A 24,613-nucleotide genomic window follows, 5' to 3' on the forward strand; every position below is an offset into this window, starting at 1 on the left:
TTTATCGATCATTAACACGAATAGGAATTACTCGCGCATTTCTTTCGGGTTGTGAGCTTCTTAAATATGTATAAATCCACATTAAGGTAAATGATGGTATTATATCTGTAAACGGAAGTATCTCTTCTATAAATACTAAGATTGAAGCAATCTTACCATTTCTACCAGGATACATGTTCCCCATTTGTTTTGCTGCATAGGGTGCCCAAGCCAAATCCAAAAAAGGACCTACAATGGGTATAACCATAGTTAGCATACCTATCAAATCAAAAAGAATACCTTTTAATAATAAATTATAGTTTAATGTTTTCATTTAAAGTTGTTTTAAACAGCATTAAAATACGGAGACCATTCTCATGTTCAATTATCCTTGCTTGCTATATGATTTATAGCGGGATAAGACGTTTAAAGATAAGCAAATAACCTGCCAAACTAATTTAAATCTGAACCTATAAGCTTTAAAAATTCATTACGCGTTTCATTATGCTCAAACTGCCCTCTAAAACCCGATGTTGTAGTTGTTGAATTTTGCTTTTGAACACCACGCATCATCATACACATATGCGACGCTTCAATAACAACTGCTACGCCCTGAGGTTTTAAAGTAGTATTGATACACTCTAAAATATCGTGAGTCAAACGCTCCTGTACTTGTAACCTTCGGGAAAAAACATCTACAACTCTAGGCAATTTACTAAGTCCTACAATATGACCATTAGGAATATAAGCTATATGTGCCTTTCCAAAAAAAGGCAACAAATGATGCTCACATAAAGAATACAACTCTATATTCTTAACGATTACCATCTCATTATAATCCTCTTTAAACATTGCACCGCGCAAAATCTCACTCGCATCTACATCATAACCACTAGTAAGGTACATCATCGCCTTAGCAGCACGCTCTGGGGTTTTCACAATCCCTTCTCGGTTTACATCTTCACCCAGCCCTCCAATAATAGACTTATAGCAATCCCTTACATCTTCCTGAACTTCAACATTGTACTCTTCAAATTGTTTGTATGGAGTCATAAATTATTTTTTTATAGATAAACCTCCTGAAGTTTATCTTGATAAAGTTGTTTTATTTTATTGACTTTGGGATTTATAATAAACTGGCAATAACCCTGCATCTTATTTCTATTATAATAAGAATCATGCGCTTCTTCTGCCGGATAGAACACCTCTGCATCGGTCACCTCTGTAACAATTTTAGAGTCAAAAACCTGTTCAGAATCCAGATATTTAATAAAATTCTCAGCCTTCTGCTTTTGTTCTTCGTTATGGTAAAAGATTGCGCTTCTGTATTGTGTACCCACATCATTAGCCTGACGGTTTAATGTAGTAGGATCGTGCGTGGTAAAAAATACCTGAAGTAACTCTTGATAAGATATAATACTTGGATCGTAATCAAACTGTATTCCTTCAGCGTGGCCGGTTCTCCCCTGGCACACTTCCCGGTATGGCGGATTTTTTATGAATCCACCGGTATAACCGCTTTTTACATTATAAATTCCCTTAAAACGCTGAAAAACTGCTTCGGTGCACCAAAAACAACCATTAGCAAATGTAGCTTTTTCTAATTTCTCACTCATCATAACAAATATATAACCTGATACTAGTTTAAAGTTTAGTTTAACCTTTTGTTAATACATTTAATCAAATCGTTAAACAAAATGATAAAACCCTTCTGCATACCCTCTAATCTTTCACACTGTCTTATCTTTGAAAAGCATTATCAAAATAGATCTTTATTAAGATTGAAATGCAACAAACTAGTCGGTAATTTGTAGTTTATCTTACGGCGAAAAAGCCTATAATTATATACGAACACGAGTAATGCCTCATGACTATTTTAAATATAATTGGAGTCAAATATCAACTTAAGCTGATTTTAGAAATACAATGATTAAAGCTGAAAATATTTATAAATCCTACGGTTCTGTTGAAGTGCTTAAAGGAGTTGATTTAGAAATTAAAAATGGCGAAGTGATATCTGTTGTAGGTGCTAGCGGTGCCGGTAAAACCACGCTCTTACAAATCTTAGGTACTCTGGATCTTGCAGACAAAAAACCCAACACCAGCTTAAGCATAAACGATACACTAATTACTAAATTGAGCGAGAAAGAACTCAGTAAATTTAGAAACCTCAATATTGGTTTTATTTTTCAATTTCATCAACTTCTGCCTGAATTTACAGCACTAGAAAACGTATGCATCCCAGCATTTATTGCCAAAAAAAGTGAAGCAGAAGCAGAAGCTAAGGCTAAAGAATTATTAGGCTTTTTGGGGCTTGATCATCGCATTAACCATAAACCAGGTGAATTATCTGGTGGTGAACAACAACGCGTTGCTGTAGCGCGATCCTTAATCAATGAACCCGCATTGATTTTAGCGGATGAACCTTCTGGCAATTTAGATAGTGAATCTGCTGAAAATTTACACAAACTCTTTTTTAAACTACGCGACACCTACAACCAGACTTTTGTAATTGTGACGCATAATGAAGATCTCGCTGCAATGGCAGATCGCAAACTAACTATGGTAGATGGCAAAATCATCGCTTAAGCTTAATAAAACTCAACTCAAAGAATTTCTGGATGAAAAGGCGGCACTATATGAAAGTCCAAAATTTATAGGTACAGATCCTATTCAGATTCCGCATCAGTTTACCCAAAAAGAAGATATTGAAATTATAGGTTTTTTGGTAGCCACAATCGCTTGGGGAAATCGCAAAAGCATTATTACTAATGGTAATAAACTTGTAAATCTCCTCGAGGGGAATCCATATGATTTTGTAATCAATCATTCTGAAGCAGAGCTAGATCATTTGCAAAATTTTGTCCACCGAACTTTTAACGGTATTGACCTCATGACTTTTATAAAAAGTTTGAAAAATCTTTATTTGAAGCACGGCGGACTAGAAGCGGTTTTTTCAAAATACAGATCAAAAAACTCTTTACAACCCGCTATAACTGAATTTAAAAAGATATTTTTTGAAATAGAGCATTTACAACGCACTCAGAAGCACGTGAGTGACCCTTCAAAAAAATCTGCGGCAAAACGCATCAATATGTTTTTAAGATGGATGGTGAGACCCAATAGCGCAGGAGTAGATTTTGGGATTTGGAATCAAATTCCGGCTGCTGCATTATCGTGTCCTTTAGACGTACATTCAGGAAGAGTTGCTCGTGATCTAGGCCTTTTAAAACGAAAACAAAATGATGCTGTAGCCCTCGCTGAATTAGACAAACAGTTAAGAAAACTAGACGTAGAAGATCCTGTTAAATATGATTTTGCACTCTTTGGCTTGAGCGCTTTTGAGAATGATTTATTTTAAATCATTAAGTAGTATTCATAATAGTATTTAGTAAATTTATTCTCGATAAAGACTATGCCTTTTTACTTAGAAATTTAGATTAAAAGTGCAAACCTAACCTCTCAAGCACTATTCTTTATCAAGACTCCTAAATTAAATATGCAAATACCAGCCAAACCCATAAATGAACAAGATCGTTTGTTAGAACTTCAGCAATTGAAGCTGATGCATACAGAAGCAGATGCTAACTTTGATATCATTACCAGACTCGCTTCGGCTATTTGTGATGTTCCAATCGCTTTGATCTCATTAATAGATGCAGATAAACAATGGTTCAAGTCTAAAACGGGCTGGGATATTTGCGATACAGAACGTGATATTTCATTTTGTGCACACGCGATTCTTCAGCCAAAAGACATAACTATAATTCCAGATTCTAGATTAGATGAGCGGTTTAAAGATAACCCGCTGCTGACTTCAGATTATCCGGTAATATTTTATACGGGAGTTCCTTTACTTACTAAAAAGGGAAATGCTATAGGAACATTGTGTATCATAGATCACAAGCCAAAAACGCTTTCAAACTCCCAGATTACTTCTTTAAAAGATCTGGCTTCTCAAGTTGAAAGTCTTTTTGAATTGCGCAAAAGCAATCTTCAATTGCGAGAAGTAGAAAGCTTGCTTCAGAAGAAAAATGAACAATTGAGAAAATTTGCCGGCACCGTATCTCACGACATGAAAATGCCGCTTGCAAATATGATTCTCACCACAGATATTTTAAAAGCAAAGTACGCCCCTAGTTTTGATGAGCAAGGCAATAACTATCTTTCTTATCTAAAGCAATCTTCATTTTCGCTTAGCGAATATATAGACAATTTACTTTCGTATTACGAGAGCGAAGAACTTACAGTGCAAAATCTCGAAGTTTTTGATCTGCACGATCTCTTAGAAGACATTATTGATTTATTGAACATCAACGAAGATTATATAATCAATTTACCTGAAAACGGAATCGATATACAAACCAATAAGTCAGCATTAAACCAGATTTTATTAAACCTGATCACAAACAGCCTCAAGTATAATGATAAAGAAACTGGTATTATAGACATCAACTGCGTTGAAGATCATGCCTATTATTACATTCAGGTTTCTGATAACGGTAAAGGTATTCCGCAAGATAAAATAGAAAGCATATTTGATTTGTTTAGCACAGCCTCAGAAACAGACAATAAAGGTAAAAAAGGTAACGGCATAGGTCTTTCTACTGTACGTAATTTGGTTCATTCTTTAGACGGGATTATCAGTGTTAGTAGTAAAGAAAAGGAAGGAGCTACTTTTGACTTTACAATAAAAAAAGTAAGCGCATAATCTGAATATTTGTTTGTTATATTTACATTCATTTTATAACAATGTTGCAAGTAGACGAACAAAAAAGACAAAAAGCTGTAGATTCATACAAACTTGTAGGAACGCTACCAGAAAAGAGTTATGATGACATCACGCAGATAGCATCATACATCTGTGGCACTCCCATTGCGCTAATCACCATGCTTGATTATAACCGCAACTTTTTAAAGTCTCACTATGGAGTTCCTTTTAATGAATCTCCTCGTGAGATTTCTTTTTGCACCCACGCCATACAAACTAAAGATCCTGTTTTTATAATCCCAGACGCGCGATTAGATGATCGATTTAAAAACAATCCTTTAGTCACCGGTGATATGAAAGCTATTTTTTACGCTGGTGTACCACTTATAGATAGAGGTGGTCATGCGTTAGGAACGTTATGTGTTTTTGATCATGAACCGCGCGAACTCAATGATAAGCAAATAAACACCATGATTGCTCTTGCGAGTCAGGTTGTGAGCCTCTTTGAACTGCGTCGTCAAAACATTGAAAACAAAAATCTTCAGGAAAATCTACTTAAGAAAAATAGCCTTCTAAAAGATTTTGCCGGTGTGGTTTCTCACGATATGAAAATGCCTTTGGCTAATATCATTACCACTACAGATTTGTTGAAGACAAAATACAAAGAGCTGTTAGACAAGAAAGGATTAGATTATCTCAATTATCTTAAAAGCTCTTCGTTTTCGCTAAGCGAATATATAAACGGAATTTTACAGCATTATGAGAGCGATAATCTAACAATAGATCAGCGGGAGTCGTTTGATATTCACGATTTATTAGAGCAAATTGAAGATATGCTCAATCACGATTACAAGACTGTAATCAACCTACCGGAAGCAAATTACATCATACATTGTAACCGTGCTGCGCTACATCAAATTTTTATTAATTTATTAGGCAACAGTATCAAATACAATGATAAAGAAGAACCGGTAATTACTGTTGATTTTAAAGAAGATGAGAGTTTTTACCATTTTAAAATCATTGATAACGGCATCGGGATTCCTGAAGAGAAAATAGAAGAGATTTTTAACCTGTTTTCTATTGTAGCTTCAAAAGACAAAAATGGAAATCGCGGTAACGGTATCGGTCTTTCTACTGTTAAAAAGCTGGTTGCTAATCTAGGCGGAAAAATCAGTGTTACTTCTACCCTGGGTGAAGGAAGCACCTTTAGATTTTCAGCTCGAAAAAAGAACATCCCAACATTGATTAGCGGTCCTGAGAAAGACAATTCAGATTTAACAGAATAACAAAATAAAGCAGGAAAACACAAGCTTTAAAAAATCAAAACCAGTATTTTCGTTTAGCCGAAATGTGCTTACTTATGCAGTTTAAAAATCCAGAAATTCTTTACGCGCTTTTTCTACTGCTTATCCCCATTCTCATTCATTTATTTCAGCTAAGACGCTTTAAAAAGACTCTTTTTTCTAACGTTGCTTTTCTAGAAAAAATCATACAGAATACGCGCAAAAGCAGCTCATTAAAAAAGTGGCTCGTTCTATGCACACGTATTTTAGCTTTAGGCTTGTTGATACTGGCTTTTGCACAACCTTTTTTTCCTGCCTCGGAAACAGCAGTAAAACCTCGTGAAACGGTTATTTTTATTGATAATTCGTTTAGCATGCAGGCAACGGGTAAAAAAGGAAATCTGTTAACCGAAGCCAAACAAGATCTATTAACAAACCTGCCTCAGGATGAACGCTTAACTTTAGTAACCTGGGATAATGCTATAAAAGATTTTGATCCTGCAACAGACCGCAATCTTTTATTAGATCTCGATTTTACAGCAAAAACCACAAATGCCGAAAGTTTATTATTACGGTTAAACACTTATTTTTCTAACGATCAAACAACTGCCAAACAGCTTATCCTTATTTCAGATTTTCAAGATACGGGTTTGCGACAAGCTTTAGATACCAATCAAGTTTCTCAACACAGAGTTGTCTTACAATCAACTACATTAGAAAACTATGCTTTAGAAAGCTTAAGTTTAGAAAGAACCGGGGAGCGTTACAATCTAAAAGTGCTTTTGCGCAGCTCCTTTCCTACTCAGACAGAACTTCCGGTTTCACTGTTTGATAAGGAAAAACTTATTGCTAAGGCTTCGGTTCAGTTTAAAGAACGGGATACTGCTTCTGTGAATTTTCAGTTGGATACAGATCAGGCAATAGCCGGAAAATTGAGTATCGCAGACCCTGATTTACGTTTTGATAATGATTTTTATTTCGGTATCAATAAAACAAATCCACTGAAGGTTTTAGCGATTTCAAATGCTGACGACGATTTTTTAAAGAGGTTGTACAAATCAGAAGAGTACCAGTTCACCTCTGTTTCTGAAAATCAGTTGGATTATGGTATGTTGTCGGAACAAAACCTCATTATTTTAAACGAAACACAAAAAGTACCGGCAGCGCTGGCTAATCTTCTCAAAACCCACACCCAACAAGGCGGAACGTTAATCTTGATTCCTGCGATGTATGTGCCTTCAAGTACTTACACTAATCTTCTGAATACATTTGGTTTCACTGCATTCTCGGAGAAAAGTGACCTCCCACAACGCATTACAGATATCAATTATGATCACCCGTTGTATCAAAATGTTTTCAACGAAAGGTCTTCTAATTTACAATCTCACGTCATACAGACGTATTTCCCTTTAGAAAAAACCAATTCAATTCTAAGCTTAGAGAATGGCGCACCGTTTCTAACAGAAAATAATAATCTTTATATTTTTACAGGCGGACTTAACATAACCAATAGCAATTTTATTAACGGGCAACTCATTGTACCGACCTTCGATAAAATTGCGAGAGCAGCACTTTCGCTTCCACAAACCTATTATACCTTGGGTACGCAGAATAAGTTTGATATCAACACTACCATTCCTGAAGATGCGGTTGTAGTTCTTGAAAAAGACAACCAGCAATTCATTCCGCTTCAGAAAAAACAAGGAAATAAAATTAGCATTTCAGCAGAAGAAGGTATTGAAAAAGCCGGTTTGTATGCTCTAAAATATAAAAATGATACCCTGGCTACCGTTGCTTATAATTATAATCGAAACGAAAGTAAGTTGCAAGAAGTTATCCTTGAGCCCATTAAAGGGGTATCTCAAAACTCAAATATACCTGACTTATTGAATACATTAGAACAAGAAACAAATCTCAATTTTCTTTACAAATGGTTTGTTATTTTTGCACTGCTCGCATTTGTATTAGAAATGCTTATCCTAAAAAAGTTTAAATGAACGCACGCATCACTCAGGCAACGCTACTGGATGGATCTAACCCGCACCATGGTAAACAAGTAGATATCCGTATTGAAAAAGGTATAATCACCGAGATTGCTTCAACGCTGGAAGCAAAAAAAAATGAAGACCTCATCAACTTTGAAAATCTCTCAGTTTCACCAGGTTGGTTTGATAGCAGTGTAAGCATAGGAGAACCGGGATATGAAGAACGAGAAACTATAAAAAACGGACTGCTTGTTGCTGCAAAAAGCGGATTTACGGGAATTGCTTTGAATCCGAATTGTTATCCAGTGCCTGATACGAGTTCGTCAATTGCATTTCTACAAAATAAAGCGGCGAATAATGCTGTGCAGCTTTATCCAATTGGCGCATTGACACAAAAATCTGAAGGAGTAGATCTTGCAGAATTGTACGATATGCAGCAAGCGGGTGCAATCGCTTTTGGAGATTATCAGCACGCCATTAAAAATCCTAATTTGCTTAAAATTGCTTTGCAATACACACAAGGCTTTAATGGTCTGGTTTTGTCTTTTCCGCAGGAAGATGATTTAATTATAAAAGGAATGGCAAACGAAGGAGAAACTGCGATCAAACTTGGTTTAAAAGGAATGCCGGCACTTGCTGAGCATTTACAAATTGCTCGCGATCTTTATATTTTAGAATATACAGGGGGTAAATTGCACATCCCGACAATCTCAACTGCTCAAAGTGTTGCATTAATCAAGGATGCTAAAGCAAAAGGTTTAGATGTAACGTGTAGCGTTGCCATCACAAATCTCTTTTTTACAGACGCAGCTTTAGAAGACTTTGACACCCGCTATAAAGTTACACCGCCATTGCGCAATGAAGCGGATAGAGAAGCTCTTGTTGCCGGTATTAAAGACGGTACAATTGATATGGTTACCAGTGATCACAATCCTCTGGATATTGAACAAAAGAAACTAGAGTTTGACCACGCAAAATTTGGAACAATTGCTCAAGAAGCAACTTTAGGAGCATTATTAACATTGGTTTCAGAGAAAAAAGCTGTGCAGTTATTAACCGCAGGCCGTAAGCGTTTCACTCAAACTACTTCTAAAATTGAAGTAGGTCAACCTGCAAACCTGAGCTTATTTACTACAAAAGGAAGCAACACATTCACTAAAGAAATGATTCTTTCTAAATCTAAAAATGCGGCTTTCTTAGGTGCAAAACTGAAAGGGAAAGTTTATGGAATTATCGCTAACAAGCAGTTTATAGCCTCTTAATAATGACAGAAGAAAATATTAAAACAGGAAAGACAACAGCTGTTGTTGCTTACTTTACCATGCTAGGCACCATCATTGCAATATTTATGAATATGGAACCTAAAAATCCGTTTGCGCGATTCCACATCAGACAAGCGTTTGGGATCTTCCTTAGCTTTTTTGCTTTAGGCTTCTTAGTTTCATTCCTAAACAGCTGGCCAGCATCAATAGGTTTTTATGTTTTTATTTTTGTGCTTTGGGGCTATGGTATTACTAACGCTTTTCAAGGAAACATCGTACCCGTCCCACTGCTGGGGAAATACTTTCAGAAATGGTTTACATTTATAGAATAATATGAGCACTTTATCGCTAGAACATCTTATACAAAAACCCCGAGTTCAATCTGATTCTAAACCACCGCTGCTGCTACTTTTACACGGTTATGGTAGCAATGAGCAGGATTTATTTTCTTTTGCCCCAGAATTACCCGATAATTATTTTGTGATTTCAGCTAAAGCACCGTTACCTATGCAACCTTATGGAAATGCGTGGTATACCATTCACTGGGATGCGACAGATGGCAAATGGTCTGATGATGATGAAGCCATTGCTGCACGTGAACTGATCTCTAATTTTATTGATGAGGCAGTTGCCGCATATGATCTTGATGCAACACACGTGACGCTTTTAGGATTTAGTCAGGGATGTATTTTAAGCTATGCTGTAGCGCTAACATACCCTGAAAAAATAAAAAATATTATAGGTTTAAGTGGCTACGTTAATGAAGCGATTACTAAACCAAAAACCGACTTATCTAAATATGAACACCTTTCTGTATTCAGTTCTCATGGTACGGTAGATCAGGTCATCCCTGTGGATGCAGCGCGTAAAATTTCGGCTTATTTAGCTGATTTAAATATTGAGGTAAAACTCAACGAATATCCTGTAGGTCACGGTGTCGCTCCACAAAATTTTTACGATCTAAAAGATTGGCTGCTGAAACACGCTTAAGGATAAATCACGCTTTGCAAGGTTTCAAAACCTATGCTTCCGTCTTTTGCTACATCATAAAGTAAAATGAGTTCCCCCCAACGCGTACCATCGCTAAAGTCAGCTATAATCCACTTGTGATTTAACACTTCTACTTTATTGATTTGAAAAACTCCTGTCGCGTTTTCATATGGAATCAATTTATTTCCCGATGCTTGATTCTCACTTACCAAAGCAGATTCAATTTTTGCTTCCAGATCCGTAATATCTATGCCGAAACGTTCAAAATAGGTATACGCGTGCTCGTTATCTTCTAATTTGAAATAACGTCCGTCACTATTTTCGGTTAGCGATTGTATAGAATCTTCAGCTTTTTCCAGACGGTCTTTAAGTCGGGTTATCTGAGCGTCTTGAGATTCATAAACCTTTGTTGAATTCACGTATTGAAATACAACCCACAAGGCTGTAAATAAAAACAAATACATAAAAATATTTCTGCGCATATTTTCTAAAGTTCTAGTTGTAAACCGTCGTAGGCTAGGTGAATATTTTCGGGCAATCTCGCTTCTACTTCAGCGTGAAAACCCAATAAATGACTGATGTGAGTAAAATACGTTTGTTTCGGTTTAATTTCTTCAACAAAGGCAAGGGCTTCCTGTAGATTGAAATGCGAATAATGTGGTTCTTCCCGTAATGCATTTACGACCAAAACATCAAGATTGTTCAGCTTTGCTTTTTCAGCTTCGCTTATGGTTTTTACATCTGTCAGATAAGCAAAATTTGCGAAGCGATACCCAAAAACCTGCAATTTGCCGTGCATCACATTTATGGGTTCTACTTCAAGCTTATTAATAGTGAACAAATTATTATTTATAACCTCGTGAATAGCTACTGCGGGAGCACCGGGATACCGATTTTCGGTCTTGAAGATATAATCAAAACGTTTTTTCAATTCTGCAACAACACGTTTGTGTGCATATACAGGAATATCACCCTGTCTAAAGAAAAAAGGACGTATATCATCTAAACCTGCAGTGTGATCTGCATGTTCATGAGTAAACAATAAGGCTTCAAGATGATTAACCTTATATGTCAACATTTGCTGTCTAAAATCTGGCCCACAATCGATAACATAATTTGCGCCTTCAAATTCTATTAAAATGGATACACGCAAACGTTTGTCTCGAGGATCTGTACTCATGCAAACCGGGTGTGTGCTACCTATAATGGGGATTCCCTGTGATGTGCCTGTGCCTAGAAAGGTGATTTTCAAACCTGTGAAATTTAGCACAAAACTACACTTATTTTTTTGTAAGCCCTACCATTTTGCTACCTTTAACCCGCAAAGGAATTACCAGTACTCACCAAAAAAAAAAGCAGTATGCCGATCACAATTCAAGGTGACAAAGAGTTTGAAAATATCCCTTCAATAAACAACAAAGCACTACGCATAAATCTCAACCAAAACATCTACGGTACTTTTGCTGAAATAGGTGCGGGTCAGGAAACAGTAAGGCATTTTTTTAGAGCAGGTGGTGCCAGTGGTACTATTGCAAAAGCGATGTCTGCTTATGACAAAGATTTTAGTGATGCGGTTTATGGTGTTGAACAAGATCAGCGCTATGTAACCGAAGCAAGGCTTAAAAAAATGCTTGCTCACGAGACTAATTTATTAGAGAATCGTATCTCACGTGAGAAACACCCTAATAAAATTTATTTTACCTATGCAAACACGGTCGCTACCATAGATTTTGCTAAAAAATATAAAGGCCACGGCTGGGTAGGAATTAAATATCAGACTGAGCCACAGGCAGAATTTAATGAGATCATTCTTCATATACGCTTTCACGAGACTGATGCCCGTTTACAACAGTTAACACTAGGTACTCTGGGTGTAAACCTAATTTATGGAGCGTATTACAAATACGACTCTCCTAAAAAATTATTACGATACTTATACGACCATATTGATAAAGACCAGATCGAGATTGATATGATCAATTTCTCTGGCCCTGTTTTCTCTAAAGTTGATAATCGCTTGATGAGTTTACAGCTGGTAAAAAACGGATTTACAGATGCCGTAATGTTTGGGCCTGACGGAAACAACATTCTTTCTGCTAAAATTCTTTACAAAAAGAACATTCTTGCACTTCGTGGAAGTTTTAGACCCGTAACTAAAGTGAATACCGATATGTATCGCAAATCACTTGAGATTTTCCTAAATGAAAATAGGGTTAAAGAAGATAATACAGAAGTGATTTTTGAGATCACACTTTCTAACCTCAGAGCTGAAGGTGAGATTGACGAAGAAGATTTTATGGCGCGTGCCCGTTTACTTTGCAATCTGGGTCATACGGTAATGATCTCAAACTTTCAGGAATATTATCGCCTGGTTGAGTACTTCTCACGTTATACTAAAGAGCGTATGGGACTTGCGATGGGCGTGAATAACCTGATCGATATTTTTGACGAATCGTATTACCGCCATTTGAGTGGAGGTATTCTGGAAGCTTTTGGTAAACTATTTTTTAAAGATTTACGTGTTTATTTATACCCTATGCGTGATCCGGAAACAGGGGAATTCTTCACCAGCGAAAATCTCAAAGTACACCCACGTATGAAAGAACTGTACAAGTTCTTTAAATACAATGGCCGCGTAGTAGATATTGAAGATTATAATCCTGACATTTTAAATGTATTTTCAAGACAAGTATTAAAAATGATTTCTAGCGGAGAAGATGGCTGGGAAGCTATGCTACCTAAAGGTATTTCTGAGCAAATAAAAGATCAGCGCTTGTTTGATTACAAGCCACCTGCTGCTGTAGAAAACGAATAAGACTTCAATAAAAGCATAAAAAAATCCCGAATTGAATTCGGGATTTTTTTTACATTATCTTTTATGAATTAGCTTAAAGCTTCGATTAATCCTTCTATAGATACACGGTGTTGCTCACCGCTTTTCATATCTTTTAAAGTATAAACGCTTTCTTCCATTTCTTGAGTTCCTGCAAGGACAACAAATTTTATATTGCGTTTATCTGCATGAGACATCTGTTTTTTCATTTTTGCAGCATCCGGGTAAAGCTCTGCCGTGATTCCCGCTTCGCGTAAAGACTGCACCGCTTTTAAACAATACAAGGCCTCATTCTCACCAAAATTGATAAATAACAAGCGTGTTCCTTTAATAGCTTGCTCTGGAAATAAACCTAATTCTTCAAGAACCAGGTAGATTCTATCTAAACCAAAAGAAATCCCTACTCCACTCATATTTTTAAGGCCAAAAATCCCGGTAAGATCATCATAACGACCACCGCCGCCTATGCTCCCCATCTTAACTCCTTCTGGTGCCGAAACTTCAAAAATAGCACCGGTATAATAGTTTAAACCGCGGGCAAGAGTTACATCAAGATCTAAACCAACAGTCTTAAGTCCTAAAGCCTCAATTTTTGTGTTGATGTATTCCAGCTCTTCTATACCTTGTTTTCCGGTTTCTGAATCAACAAGCAACTCTTTAAGCAAGCTTAATTTTTCAGCAAAACTTCCACTTGCATTAAAAATAGGTTTTACACGCGCTATAGCTTCTTCAGTAATGCCTTTTGCAAGCATTTCTTTAATTACACCTTCCTCCCCTATTTTATCTAATTTATCTAAAGCCACTGTAAAATCGATCAGCTTATCTGCTGCCCCAATTGTTTCGGCAAGACCCGAAAGTATTTTACGATTGTTTATTTTTACAAGTGCTCCTTTCAGTCCTAAATCAGTAAAAACTGAATCGTATAACTGTACAAAAGCAACTTCCTGAAGTAATGAATCAGAACCTACAGCATCTGCGTCACACTGAAAAAACTCTCTAAAACGTCCCTTTTGTGGACGGTCTGCACGCCAAACGGGTTGAATTTGATAGCGCTTAAACGGAAACTCAATCTCATTCTGATGCTGCACAACATAACGCGCAAAAGGCACAGTAAGATCATAACGCAATGCTTTTTCTGAGATTTCAGAAGTTAATGCATTACTATCTTTAGATTCATATGTTTTTTCAGAAACCTTGTTTAAATAATCTCCACTATTTAGAATTTTAAAAATAAGGCGATCTCCTTCATCTCCATATTTTCCCATCAGGGTGCTGCTGTTTTCAAATGATGGTGTTTCTATAGGTTGAAAACCAAAAAGCTCAAAATTATGTCTAAGCGTATTGATGATATAATTACGTCTTAAAACTTCTTCAGGTGAAAAATCACGCGTTCCTTTAGGTATACTAGGTTTTTGAGCCATTTTATAATTTGTTGTCTATTTAAATAAATGCCCGATAGGGGCTGCAAATATCTTAAAATTTGAGAGTTTGTCTGTCTTAATTTTATAAAACGGTAACTTTTTTAGATTTTAGTAGACCTATGAGTTCAAATCGCATACTCTATGTTCTCACTCTTTAGAGAAAATATTCGCATAGCCTTTGATTCTATACGCAGCCAACTGCTTAGAACCATTCTTACAGTAGTAATCATCGCTATTGGGATTACTGCTCTTGTGGCTATTTTAAGTCTTGTAAAAGCTTTAGAAAACACGATTAGCAGTGACTTCTCATCTATGGGCGCCAATACTTTTAATATTCAGCGTTATGAATTTACTACACAACGTCGTGGGAGTGGTGAAAAACAGAAAATAAATCCTGTGATTCGTTATACCGAAGTGCGCGATTTTGAAAAGCGCTACACTTATCCATTAACTAAAGTTTCTGTTTCATTTACCGGCACTACTGCTGCTGAAGTAAAGTATGAAAATCAGGATACAGATCCTGAAGTTACTGTTCTCGGAACCAATGAAAACTTCTTGGACAATGCCGGTTTAGAATTAGATTCCGGAAGAAATTTCAACTTATTTGATGTTAAGAATAATAATAATGTTTGTATTCTAGGTAGTGATTTTAAAAACGGACTTCTGAAAAACGTTAATCCTATAGGAAAAACGATAAGCATTCGCGGAACTAAATTTAAAGTGATAGGTGTTCTTGAGGAAAAGGGCTCCACCTTTGGAAACAATCAGGATTTAAGGGTTATCATTCCGATTCAAATTGCGCGCTCTATGTTTACGCAACCTAACATTAATTATTCCCTGAGTGTAAAGGTTGAAAATAAAGATATGCTTGACGGGGCTTTAGACGATGCTATAATTACCTTTAGAAACGTACGAAAACTCGCTCCTATTGAAGAAAACAACTTTGGTATTGGGCGCAGCGATGATCTTATCAATCAGATCTCACAGATTAGTGGATATCTTTCGATGGCAGCGTGGATCATCAGCCTGATTACAATTCTAGGTTCATCTATAGCACTTATGAATATCATGCTGGTTTCTGTAACAGAACGTACCCGGGAGATCGGCGTACGTAAAGCGCTGGGTGCTAAAAAATCTATTATTGCGGGTCAGTTCTTGATGGAAACTATAATGATTGGGCAATTTGGCGGAATATTAGGAATCATTTTAGGAATCGGTATTGGCTTGTTAATTTCTACTGTGGCCAATTTCAATTTTACAACTCCGTGGATGGCAATGTTAGCCGCAGTAACTGTAACGCTTATTGTAGCCGTTGTAGCAGGTTTATTTCCGGCTTTGAAAGCGGCTAAATTAGACCCTATAGAATCGCTTAGATACGAGTAAACTACCTCGGATCAAACTCACTAGGCATTCGTTAGAAACAAATTTTCAATTTCGCAGCAAGCCTCGGGGGTATTAAATCCCTTGGCGGTGCCAATAAAAAAAGCCTGATTGAAATTATCAATCAGGCTTTAATAGTTTAAAAGGTCTGAATTAATCCACTTCAACAAATTCTTCAAACCATTTGTATAAGTCGCCTTGAGTAATATTTGCTCCTTGACGAATCAACACAAAAATATCGTTGTTGCGGTCATCAGATATAAGCTTACTAGAACTATACAAGTTCACTTCGTCTTTCATAAAGTTTTCCTGCAACCATTTATAACCTTGCGCAGTAGTGATATCTATACTTTTATTTTCTACTTCAATAGAGATCATGCTTATTTTTAGATCACCAACCTTGAATAAAAACATATGCTGCTGCGAGAAATGCTCCAGATATTCTACTTTTCCTAAAACACCTTCCCAAACCAGATCGCTAAAAACATCGAGCTCCTGCTCTGCTACTTCAGGTTTATTTTTTTTAATATCGTCCCACTCATCAGCAGTAATAGATTGTGCTGCAAGAAAATTTATAAATTCTTGATGCATCTCATCTAATTGTTCTTTTGAAAGTCTGATATATTTCATAATCTGAGAATTTTTTAAATAAAAAAAGCTTCCGTCAGACGGAAGCTTTTAAGTATAGTTTAAAAGGCTTAAGCCTCTGCTACCACGTCAAATGTAAGATTTGATACTACCTCACGGTGAAAACGAAGACTGGCATCGTATTGACCTAAACGCTTGATATTACCACCAGCAATCGTGATGTATTTTTTATCAATCTCAACACCTTCTTTAGAAAGTGCATTTGCAAGATCTGCATCAGTAATAGAACCAAATAATTTGTCAGCTTCACCGGACTTAGCTGTAAGTTTAATCTCTAAACCGTTTAATTTTTCAGCTTGTGCTTTAGCAGCATCAATTACTTGCTTTTCTTTATACGCACGTTGCTTTAAATTTTCAGCTAGTACTTTCTTTGCAGAAGGAGTAGCTAAAACAGCGTGACCTTGTGGAATCAAAAAGTTTCTTCCGTAACCGTTTTTTACAGTAACTAAATCATCAACAAATCCTAGATTGTCGACGTCTTTCTTAAGTATAACTTCCATCTTTATCTAGTTTTTATTTATATAAATCCGTTACATAAGGCATAAGGGCAAGGTGTCTCGCACGCTTAACCGCTACGCTTACTTTACGTTGGTATTTTAATGACGTACCTGTAAGACGACGTGGTAACAATTTACCTTGTTCGTTTACAAAAGATCCTAACCAATCTGCATCTTTATAGTCAATATATTTAATACCAGAACGCTTAAAACGACAGTATTTTTTTGCTTTTGAGGTCTCAATATTTAACGGAGTTAAATATCTGATTTCCCCATCTTTCTTAGCTTTCGCTTGTTGCTCAATAGATGATGCCATAACTATGCTTTTTCTTTGTTTCTTTTTCTACGCTTTTCAGCCCACTCAATCGCGTGCTTGTCTAAGCTTACCGTTAAGAAACGCATAATGCGCTCGTCACGTCTAAACTCTAGTTCAAAATTTGCGATAACCTCTCCCGGTACCGTGAATTCAAAAAGGTGGTAAAAGCCACTTTTTTTGTTTTGGATTGCGTAAGCTAATTTTTTTAGCCCCCAATCTTCTTTAGCTATCATCTTGGCGCCGTTAGAAACAAGAAAATCTTCAAATTTCTTTACTGTTTCCTTTACCTGGTCATCAGATAAAACGGGATTCAAGATGAAAACAGTTTCGTAATGATTCATAAAATAGTTTATTTAAAAATGAGTGCAAAAGTACTTTTAATTTTTCAGATAACAAAAGTTGAAATAGAATATTCGACTATAAACAATTCTTTTTATAAACAAAAGTAGATTTATTGAAAAAATATCGATGAACTACACAAAAAAGTTGTTTTATACATATATTGTAACTAGATTTGATGCACTAACGCCATCTCAAAACACAACTTTGGAAGAACTAATTTTAGACTGTGCTGTTGTAGACGATTCTAGTCTGCAACGCCTCGCAATCGTTAAGATGATTAAAGATCATCCCAACCTGCGTCTTGCTGCACAATACAATAACGCAATTGAAACAAAAAATGGACTTCTGGAAACTAAGGTTGACCTTATTTTCTTAGATATTGAAATGCCTATTTTAACCGGGTTTGATTTACTTGATGATCTGGTGCACAAGCCACAAATTATATTTGTGACCGGTAAAACAAAATATGCATATAAGGCTTTTAATTATAATGCTATTGATTATTTAAGAAAACCGCTTACTAAAGACCGTTTCTTAAATGCCGTTCATAAAGCCATTAATCTACACCGTCTTAAAACCGAAGGTAATGTAGAAGATGATGATTATATCTTCGTGAAGAGTAATTTGAAGAAGAAAAAAGTGTTTTTGAACGATCTAAAGTTTATCGAAGCATTAGGAGATTACGTGAAGTTGGTTACTTACAACGAGCCTATCATAGTACTTTCAACGATGAAAGCTTTTGAAGCCCAGCTTCCGGCAGATCGTTTTATGCGTATCCATAAATCGTATATTATTAATATGGATAAGGTTGAAAAATACAATAGTAGAAATATAGAGATTGAGGGAGACAAAATCCCTTTAAGCAGACATAAGAAAACAAAACTTATGGAAGCACTTTCAAGTTAAAAAAGACAAAAAAACCTGCTTTATTCAAGCAGGTTTTTTTTTGTCTAATAGTTATCTACATCAAGAACTATTTTGACACTTCGGTATTGAGAAATACTCAGAAAGGTACTTCGAATCTTTAAAATTGCTTTCTTAGTCTTTTCAAGACTTTGCTTTCTAGGAATTTTTATAAGAATGTTTCTGTAATATTCATTACGAATTCTTGAAACCGGGGGAGGCTCTGGCCCCAAAACCTGATCTTTAAACACATTCTTCAACGCTTGCCCCAGCCATACAGAAGATTCTTCTATCTTTTGAAAATCTCGATGTTTGAGTGTAATCTTAATTGTTCGGCAAAAAGGAGGATACTTATATACATGACGCTCTTCAAGTTGCTCATGATACATCTTTTCATAAGCATTCATAGAAACTTGTTGCAAGATCTGATGATGCGGATTGTAACTCTGAATTAATACCGTACCACGCTTTTGAGTACGTCCTGCCCTACCAGAAACTTGCTGAATCAATTGAAAACTACGCTCGTGAGCCCTAAAATCAGGAATATTAAGCATACTATCTGCATTCAAAATTCCTACAAGAGTCACATTTCTAAAGTCAAGCCCTTTTGTAAGCATTTGCGTTCCTACAAGAATATCTATCTCCCCCTGCTCAAAAGCTGTAATAATTTTCTCAAAACCATATTTACCCCGAGTCGTGTCAGAATCCATTCGACCTATATTATGCTCAGGATACAAGTCTTTAAGCTCTACTTCTACTTGTTCTGTACCAAAACCTTTAGTGTCTAATTCTTCACTGCCGCAGGCCATGCATTTTTGCAACATCGCAATATGATAACCACAGTAATGGCAGCGTAACTGACTGCGGTGCTTATGAAAGGTCAAACTCACATCACAATTAGGACATTGCGGAGCATGCCCACAGGTATTACACTCTAATATAGGAGAATATCCTCTTCTATTCTGAAACAAGATCACTTGTTCTCCAAGGTCAAGAGCATCAGTTATCGCACGTAGTAAGTCGTCACTAAAGTGACCGGTCATTCGCTTTTTACGGTGTTTTTCCTGAATATCTATGATGCTATTTTCTGGCATTAAAATGTTGCCATAGCGTTCTTTCATCGTGACCAGACCATATTTCCCCGTACTCGCATTATAATATGTTTCTAATGAAGGGGTGGCAGAACCCAAAAGCACTTTTGCTCCTTGCTGATAGGCCAAAACGATACCTGCATCACGAGCCTGATAACGAGGTGCAGGGTCATATTGTTTATAACTGCTCTCATGCTCTTCATCAACAACAACGAGTCCCAGATTCTCAAAAGGTAGAAACAAAGCACTACGCGCGCCTAAAACAAGTTGAGCTTTTGGTGCTTTATTTAAAACATTATTCCATACTTCAACACGCTCGTGAACGGAATATTTAGAATGATAAACCGAAAGTTGGTTTCCAAAAAACTCTTGCAACCGGGAAACAAGCTGTGTTGTAAGAGCGATTTCAGGTAATAAATAGAGTACCTGTTTTCCTTCAGCCAGATACTCTTTTATGAGATTAACATAAACTTCTGTCTTACCAGAAGCTGTCACACCGTGTAGCAAGCAAACCTCGTGCAGATCAAATGACGCTTTTATTTCATTTAAAGCCTGCTCTTGCTGGTCATTTAATTGTTTAACGGCGCTATCTTCCTTCCCGGAATAGGTAATACGATCTTTCTGAATCTTATACGTTTCAAAGATCCCCTTACTTATTAGCGCTTTTAACTGAGCAGAAGAAGCTCCACTTTGCTCCTGCAACTCTTTGGCCTTTATTGGTTTTTTAGCACGCGCCTGTATCGAAAAATAATTGAGTAATAACTCTCGCTGTTTTGGAGCTCTATTGAGTTCGTCAAGTGCAATATGCATATTTACCTCTTCCTCATATTCTTTAGTAAGACGCACATATTTTACCAACTTAGGCTTATAAGCTTCATAAATCTCCTGATCAAGTGCCACAAGATCAAGGTCTATCAAGCGGTTTATACTAGGCAGCACTTTCTTTTTTCCCAAAACCTGCATCACTTCGCTAATGCGCAAAATAGACTGATCTTTAAAAGCATTTAAAATGGTAATACTTTCATCATCTAAATCCTCAAGATGTTCTTCCGTGAAATTCTTAGAAAGTCTTTTTATTATGGTCTCACTTTCTAACAGGAAAGCGCCGGGCAGAGCAGCACGCATAACTTCACCCAAGGTAGCCATATAATAGCTTGCCATCCACTGCCAAAAATTCAATTGCGCAAGATGAACAACAGGTACTTCATCAAGAATTTGCTCTATTTCTTTAGCTTCGTAAATACGCGGCTCTTCCTGATGTACGCGTATAGCCAAAGCTGTATAAATCTTGCTTTTGCCAAAAGGCACAGCGAGTCGCATCCCCGGCTTTATGAAAGAATATTCGGCTTCACTGATGCGATACGTGAACGCATTTTCAACAGGAATAGGTAAGATTACATCTACAAAATACACGAAGGTAAAGATAAAAAAAAGGCTGTCTCCAGTTTTAGAAACAGCCTTAGTTTATAAGAAGTTTAGTGTTATTTCACTCGTGTCCAATATTGGGTTCTTCCTAGTAACGAAAAACCTATATAACCACGAACTTTTAATTTATCTGGATTCTCCAGTTCAATTAAACACTTATAGAGTTTTCCACTTTGAGGATCTAAAATTTTGCCATCATTATACTCGTCACCATCTTTTTCTAAACCTTTGATGATCACAAGATCCTGAATGGGTTTCCCTTTATCAGAACCGGGGCAATCTACACATTTAGCATCTTGACGATCTTTATTTAAGATCTCCGCAATTTTACCGTAAACCTTTCCGTCTTGTCTATAGATTTCAACAATTGATTTTGCTTCACCGGTTTCGTCATCAATAGTTTTCCATTTACCGGTAACATCTTGAGCAAACATTCCTGCTGTAGAAATAAGAGCAAACATTAAAAAAGCGCATATTTTTTTCATAATCGTTATTTAAAAGGGGTTATAATTTTTAATTCAACAAGATACTAATACCAATAATAAGATATTTTTAATAATTCAAAAGTTAAATTGAAGATATTTGCGATTTTTTAAGATCTCTCCGCTTTTTCAGGCGATACATCGTAGCATTTAATTCAAAACCCAAAAGCAATAAGTTAGAATTAAGCCAGATATAAACCATCATAATCAATAACGCACCTATTGAACCGTATAACTGGTTATACGTTGCAAAATTATTAATGTAAATACCGAACAAATAAGTTGTCACAACAAATAATATAGTGGTTAGAGTTGCTCCTATTGAAAAAAATCGGGTGCTTTTTCCTTCTTTGGTTCCAAAATAATACAGCGTTGCTACCACTCCATAAATCAGAATTAAAAGGGAAATAAAACTTCCTAGTCTGGACATCCACAAATTATCTTCATTTACGATACCGCGCCTTTTTAATTCTGTAATAGAAAACTGAAGGTACAGTACTGCTATAACTACTAGGAGCAATAACAGTGCCAACATTAACGAAACCCCCAGAGCCACAGCATATTGCTTAAACATATTTCTATTAGTGACCGAATGAAAACTATATTCAAAGCCCGTGAATATCGCGTTCACGCCGTTTGCCATCAAGAATATAGCAAATATTAAAGTAAATGATAAAAGTCCGCCGCGCTGGTTCGCTGCAATATCCAAGAGAATAGGATCAAAAAATTCCTGAGTTTGGGGCGGTAATAAATTATTTATAAAAGAAAGAAAATCGGTTTGAAATCCATTTATTGGGACGTATGGAATCAAGTTCAAAATGAATAGAAAAAAAGGAAAAAGCGCCATAAAAAAACTGAATGCAACTGCACTTGCACGGGTTGCAAAAGTTCCTTTAATAATGCCAATGGCATACATTTCCCAAAAGTCATAAAGCGACAAGCCTTCAAAGCCGGGTAAAATAATTGTCTTTGCCCATTTGACCAGAGGTAGTAATAATGGAATCGTCTTTAATTTATCATCCCACTCGTCACTCATCAAACTGCCTTTAAGCTTAAATCCATATTATAAACCGAATGCGTTAAAGCTCCACTTGAAATATAATCTACCCCGCATTTAGCATATGCCGCGAGAGTCGCTTCATTTATATTTCCCGAAGATTCAGTAAGACATTTATCGCCAATCGTTTTTACTGCAGTACGTGTATCATCATAATTGAAATTATCCAGTAAAATGCGATAAACTCCACCTGCATCAAGTATTGCATCAACCTCCTTAAGATCTCGAGCTTCGACTATAATTTTAAGATCAAGATTGTTTTCCGCTAAATACGTTTTAGTTTTCATTATTGCTTCAGCGATACCTCCTGCAAAATCAATATGATTATCTTTCAACATAATCATATCATATAAGGCAAAACGATGGTTCTCACCACCGCCTATTTTTACAGCCATTTTTTCTAAAGCTCTAAAACCCGGTGTGGTCTTACGCGTATCTAGAATTTGAGTATTTGTTCCTTCTAAAAGATTCACATACTGTCTAGTCTTGGTCGCTATCGCACTCATTCGTTGCATAGCGTTGAGCACCAACCGTTCGGCTTTTAAAATACTTTGAGAACTGCCAGAAACAAAAAAAACAATATCACCTTCGTCAACAGATTCTCCGTCTTTGATCAAAACTTCTACTTCAAGTTCTGAGTCTACATAATCAAAAGCACGCTTAGCAAACTCTACTCCTGCAATAACGCCAGCTTCTTTTACCAAAAGCTTAGCCTTACCTGTTGCATCTGCTGGGATACAAGCTAAAGAACTGTAATCACCAGGACCAATATCTTCCCGAATGGCATTTTTTATAATTAAATCTACTTCTTCTAAAAGCTTAATTTCTGAAATCATAAATATGGAACGATTTTTTGCTAAGTTAGACAAACAACCGGGCAATTTACAACACCTAATTGCAAATATTGTTAAGTTATATGCTTTTATAAAGAACTCAGAATTGAAAAATACTAATTTTGAAGAATGAATATAAAACTGCTCTGCATCGGTAAAACCGACAACCGAAATCTGGAAGAACTCATTTCTATTTATACTAAACGGTTGAAGTTTTATGTGAATTTTGAAATCGAAATTATTCCCGATCTCAAGAAAACCAAAAATCTTTCTGAAGAACAACAAAAAGAAAAAGAAGGCGAACTCATACTGAACAAACTACAGCAGCAAGATGAATTAATTTTGCTGGATGAAAACGGAAAAGAGCTGAGCAGTGTGAAATTTGCCGACTACCTTCAGAAGAAAATGAATAGCGGCATCAAAACTTTGGTTTTCGTAATCGGTGGTCCCTATGGTTTTTCGCCACAGGTATATGCTGCAGCACGCGGAAAGATTTCACTTTCAAAAATGACTTTTTCCCATCAAATGATTCGGCTATTTATGACCGAACAGGTTTATAGAGCGTTTACCATTTTACGCAATGAACCGTATCATCATCGCTAGAAGTTAGAGGAATTTAAAATCTTTGGTTCAACTTTCTACTTATTACTTTCAGGCTTTAATTGAATAGGTAACCAAATCTCTTCTTCAGATTCCGGATGTTCAGGGCCGTAATATTTTTCACCCAGGCGTTCAAAATGCGAGCGCTCATCCAATTTATATTTTGATTGCGGTAGCCAGGTGCCGTAAATATAATTGGAAGTTTCAACAAATTGTTTCACCGGCCCCACGTGCTTAAAAACAGCATACAAACCACCTGCAATCGTTTTGGTTTGCATTCCGTCTGGCACATCGTCAAAACTACTTACCTCTACCGCTGCCCAGCGTTCAAACTTAGTTTCACGGCTAAACTCTTCAACTTTAAAACCAAAAGGATAAACCTGCATGGAATAAAACCCAGAATTTATTCTGTTTTTAATTTCTTTATGCCTGCTCATAAATTCCTTCCACAGCTCAGCTGTATCATCAAAAGAAAGAGTTGTAGTTAGGCATTTACCTACTATCTTACGGGGTTCTATTTTTTGTAATTGTGGTTCCATAAAAGTTTAGTTGAGCCTCAAAATACTGATTTT

At 36.4% G+C, this 24,613-nt stretch carries 27 protein-coding genes; 12 read left to right on the forward strand and 15 right to left on the reverse strand.

Annotated elements, in window-relative coordinates:
- Window position 1: 1 nt before the first annotated feature.
- The 3 genes from DSM02_RS10520 to msrA form a co-directional block, all read right to left on the reverse strand.
- Window positions 2–313: a hypothetical protein gene (locus DSM02_RS10520; protein ID WP_128765596.1), complete on the reverse strand. Its 312-nt coding sequence runs from the start codon at window positions 311–313 to the stop codon at window positions 2–4.
- Between the two features lie 119 nt (window positions 314–432).
- On the reverse strand, window positions 433–1,032 hold the full coding sequence (folE, locus tag DSM02_RS10525) for a GTP cyclohydrolase I FolE (RefSeq protein WP_128765597.1): 600 nt from the start codon (window positions 1,030–1,032) through the stop codon (window positions 433–435).
- A gap of 11 nt (window positions 1,033–1,043) precedes the next feature.
- Window positions 1,044–1,595 carry a peptide-methionine (S)-S-oxide reductase MsrA gene (gene msrA / locus DSM02_RS10530; protein ID WP_128765692.1) on the reverse strand — a complete coding sequence of 184 codons (552 nt, stop codon included), beginning with the start codon at window positions 1,593–1,595 and terminating at the stop codon, window positions 1,044–1,046.
- Window positions 1,596–1,905: 310 nt separating this feature from the next.
- Between msrA and DSM02_RS10535 the strand changes: the two genes are divergently transcribed.
- The 8 genes from DSM02_RS10535 (at window position 1,906) to DSM02_RS10570 (ending at window position 10,213) form a co-directional block, all read left to right on the forward strand.
- Complete coding sequence (locus DSM02_RS10535; RefSeq protein WP_128765598.1) at window positions 1,906–2,568, forward strand: ABC transporter ATP-binding protein; 663 nt, start codon at window positions 1,906–1,908, stop codon at window positions 2,566–2,568.
- Complete coding sequence (locus DSM02_RS10540; protein ID WP_128765599.1) at window positions 2,549–3,340, forward strand: TIGR02757 family protein; 792 nt, start codon at window positions 2,549–2,551, stop codon at window positions 3,338–3,340. The genes DSM02_RS10535 and DSM02_RS10540 overlap by 20 nt, the downstream gene beginning before the upstream one ends.
- Window positions 3,341–3,478: 138 nt before the next feature.
- Window positions 3,479–4,690 carry a sensor histidine kinase gene (locus DSM02_RS10545; RefSeq protein WP_128765600.1) on the forward strand — a complete coding sequence of 404 codons (1,212 nt, stop codon included), beginning with the start codon at window positions 3,479–3,481 and terminating at the stop codon, window positions 4,688–4,690.
- Between the two features lie 41 nt (window positions 4,691–4,731).
- Window positions 4,732–5,979: a sensor histidine kinase gene (locus DSM02_RS10550; protein WP_128765601.1), complete on the forward strand. Its 1,248-nt coding sequence runs from the start codon at window positions 4,732–4,734 to the stop codon at window positions 5,977–5,979.
- 74 nt (window positions 5,980–6,053) lie between these two features.
- Complete coding sequence (locus tag DSM02_RS10555) at window positions 6,054–7,973, forward strand: vWA domain-containing protein (RefSeq protein ID WP_164918292.1); 1,920 nt, start codon at window positions 6,054–6,056, stop codon at window positions 7,971–7,973.
- Window positions 7,970–9,223: a dihydroorotase gene (locus DSM02_RS10560; RefSeq protein WP_128765603.1), complete on the forward strand. Its 1,254-nt coding sequence runs from the start codon at window positions 7,970–7,972 to the stop codon at window positions 9,221–9,223. Before DSM02_RS10555 ends, DSM02_RS10560 begins: the two co-directional genes overlap by 4 nt.
- Before the next feature lie 2 nt (window positions 9,224–9,225).
- Window positions 9,226–9,555, forward strand: coding sequence for a DUF4870 domain-containing protein (locus tag DSM02_RS10565; protein WP_128765604.1), 330 nt, complete (start codon window positions 9,226–9,228; stop codon window positions 9,553–9,555).
- A gap of 1 nt (window position 9,556) precedes the next feature.
- Window positions 9,557–10,213 (forward strand): alpha/beta hydrolase, encoded by a 657-nt coding sequence (locus DSM02_RS10570; RefSeq protein WP_128765605.1) that lies wholly within the window; start codon window positions 9,557–9,559, stop codon window positions 10,211–10,213.
- On the opposite strand, the gene DSM02_RS10575 is transcribed toward DSM02_RS10570, so the two are convergent.
- Together DSM02_RS10575 and DSM02_RS10580 are read right to left on the reverse strand one after the other, a co-directional pair.
- Window positions 10,210–10,695: a hypothetical protein gene (locus DSM02_RS10575; protein WP_128765606.1), complete on the reverse strand. Its 486-nt coding sequence runs from the start codon at window positions 10,693–10,695 to the stop codon at window positions 10,210–10,212. The genes DSM02_RS10570 and DSM02_RS10575 overlap by 4 nt on opposite strands.
- Window positions 10,696–10,700: 5 nt before the next feature.
- Entirely contained in the window at window positions 10,701–11,465 is a 765-nt protein-coding gene (locus DSM02_RS10580; protein ID WP_128765607.1) for an MBL fold metallo-hydrolase, read from the reverse strand.
- A gap of 108 nt (window positions 11,466–11,573) precedes the next feature.
- Between DSM02_RS10580 and DSM02_RS10585 the strand changes: the two genes are divergently transcribed.
- Window positions 11,574–13,028: a TonB-dependent receptor gene (locus DSM02_RS10585; RefSeq protein WP_128765608.1), complete on the forward strand. Its 1,455-nt coding sequence runs from the start codon at window positions 11,574–11,576 to the stop codon at window positions 13,026–13,028.
- Window positions 13,029–13,096: 68 nt separating this feature from the next.
- On the opposite strand, the gene hisS is transcribed toward DSM02_RS10585, so the two are convergent.
- The gene (gene hisS, locus DSM02_RS10590) at window positions 13,097–14,467 is read right to left on the reverse strand and encodes a histidine--tRNA ligase (RefSeq protein ID WP_128765609.1); all 1,371 of its coding nucleotides are present in this window, start codon (window positions 14,465–14,467) and stop codon (window positions 13,097–13,099) included.
- A 141-nt stretch (window positions 14,468–14,608) separates the two neighbouring features.
- Between hisS and DSM02_RS10595 the strand changes: the two genes are divergently transcribed.
- Window positions 14,609–15,850, forward strand: coding sequence for an ABC transporter permease (locus DSM02_RS10595; protein WP_128765610.1), 1,242 nt, complete (start codon window positions 14,609–14,611; stop codon window positions 15,848–15,850).
- A 150-nt stretch (window positions 15,851–16,000) separates the two neighbouring features.
- Here the strand turns inward: DSM02_RS10595 and DSM02_RS10600 are convergent, their stop codons facing one another.
- From DSM02_RS10600 to rpsF, 4 genes are all read right to left on the reverse strand, one after another.
- The gene (locus DSM02_RS10600) at window positions 16,001–16,477 is read right to left on the reverse strand and encodes a DUF6495 family protein (protein ID WP_128765611.1); all 477 of its coding nucleotides are present in this window, start codon (window positions 16,475–16,477) and stop codon (window positions 16,001–16,003) included.
- Between the two features lie 68 nt (window positions 16,478–16,545).
- Window positions 16,546–16,995: a 50S ribosomal protein L9 gene (rplI, locus tag DSM02_RS10605; RefSeq protein WP_073096572.1), complete on the reverse strand. Its 450-nt coding sequence runs from the start codon at window positions 16,993–16,995 to the stop codon at window positions 16,546–16,548.
- A gap of 13 nt (window positions 16,996–17,008) precedes the next feature.
- Window positions 17,009–17,308, reverse strand: coding sequence for a 30S ribosomal protein S18 (gene rpsR / locus DSM02_RS10610; protein ID WP_128765612.1), 300 nt, complete (start codon window positions 17,306–17,308; stop codon window positions 17,009–17,011).
- Window positions 17,309–17,310: 2 nt separating this feature from the next.
- The gene (gene rpsF, locus DSM02_RS10615; RefSeq protein WP_073096566.1) at window positions 17,311–17,649 is read right to left on the reverse strand and encodes a 30S ribosomal protein S6; all 339 of its coding nucleotides are present in this window, start codon (window positions 17,647–17,649) and stop codon (window positions 17,311–17,313) included.
- Between the two features lie 205 nt (window positions 17,650–17,854).
- On the opposite strand from rpsF, the gene DSM02_RS10620 reads away from it, so the two are divergent.
- Window positions 17,855–18,556, forward strand: coding sequence for a LytR/AlgR family response regulator transcription factor (locus tag DSM02_RS10620; RefSeq protein WP_128765693.1), 702 nt, complete (start codon window positions 17,855–17,857; stop codon window positions 18,554–18,556).
- Window positions 18,557–18,600: 44 nt separating this feature from the next.
- Here the strand turns inward: DSM02_RS10620 and priA are convergent, their stop codons facing one another.
- The 4 genes from priA to nadC form a co-directional block, all read right to left on the reverse strand.
- Complete coding sequence (gene priA / locus DSM02_RS10625; protein WP_128765613.1) at window positions 18,601–21,057, reverse strand: replication restart helicase PriA; 2,457 nt, start codon at window positions 21,055–21,057, stop codon at window positions 18,601–18,603.
- Between the two features lie 68 nt (window positions 21,058–21,125).
- Window positions 21,126–21,554 (reverse strand): DUF2147 domain-containing protein, encoded by a 429-nt coding sequence (locus DSM02_RS10630; RefSeq protein WP_128765614.1) that lies wholly within the window; start codon window positions 21,552–21,554, stop codon window positions 21,126–21,128.
- 82 nt (window positions 21,555–21,636) lie between these two features.
- Complete coding sequence (locus DSM02_RS10635; RefSeq protein WP_128760508.1) at window positions 21,637–22,587, reverse strand: YihY/virulence factor BrkB family protein; 951 nt, start codon at window positions 22,585–22,587, stop codon at window positions 21,637–21,639.
- Window positions 22,587–23,444 carry a carboxylating nicotinate-nucleotide diphosphorylase gene (nadC, locus tag DSM02_RS10640; protein ID WP_128765615.1) on the reverse strand — a complete coding sequence of 286 codons (858 nt, stop codon included), beginning with the start codon at window positions 23,442–23,444 and terminating at the stop codon, window positions 22,587–22,589. Before nadC ends, DSM02_RS10635 begins: the two co-directional genes overlap by 1 nt.
- 126 nt (window positions 23,445–23,570) lie before the next feature.
- Here nadC and rlmH point away from each other — a divergent pair, with 126 nt between their 5' ends.
- Window positions 23,571–24,044 (forward strand): 23S rRNA (pseudouridine(1915)-N(3))-methyltransferase RlmH, encoded by a 474-nt coding sequence (rlmH, locus tag DSM02_RS10645; protein ID WP_128765616.1) that lies wholly within the window; start codon window positions 23,571–23,573, stop codon window positions 24,042–24,044.
- A 35-nt stretch (window positions 24,045–24,079) separates the two neighbouring features.
- Here the strand turns inward: rlmH and DSM02_RS10650 are convergent, their stop codons facing one another.
- Complete coding sequence (locus tag DSM02_RS10650; RefSeq protein ID WP_128765617.1) at window positions 24,080–24,580, reverse strand: GyrI-like domain-containing protein; 501 nt, start codon at window positions 24,578–24,580, stop codon at window positions 24,080–24,082.
- Window positions 24,581–24,613: the final 33 nt, after the last annotated feature.

Origin of the sequence: Leeuwenhoekiella polynyae (assembly GCF_004104075.1) — a bacterium.
GTDB classification, from domain to species: Bacteria; Bacteroidota; Bacteroidia; order Flavobacteriales; family Flavobacteriaceae; genus Leeuwenhoekiella; species Leeuwenhoekiella polynyae.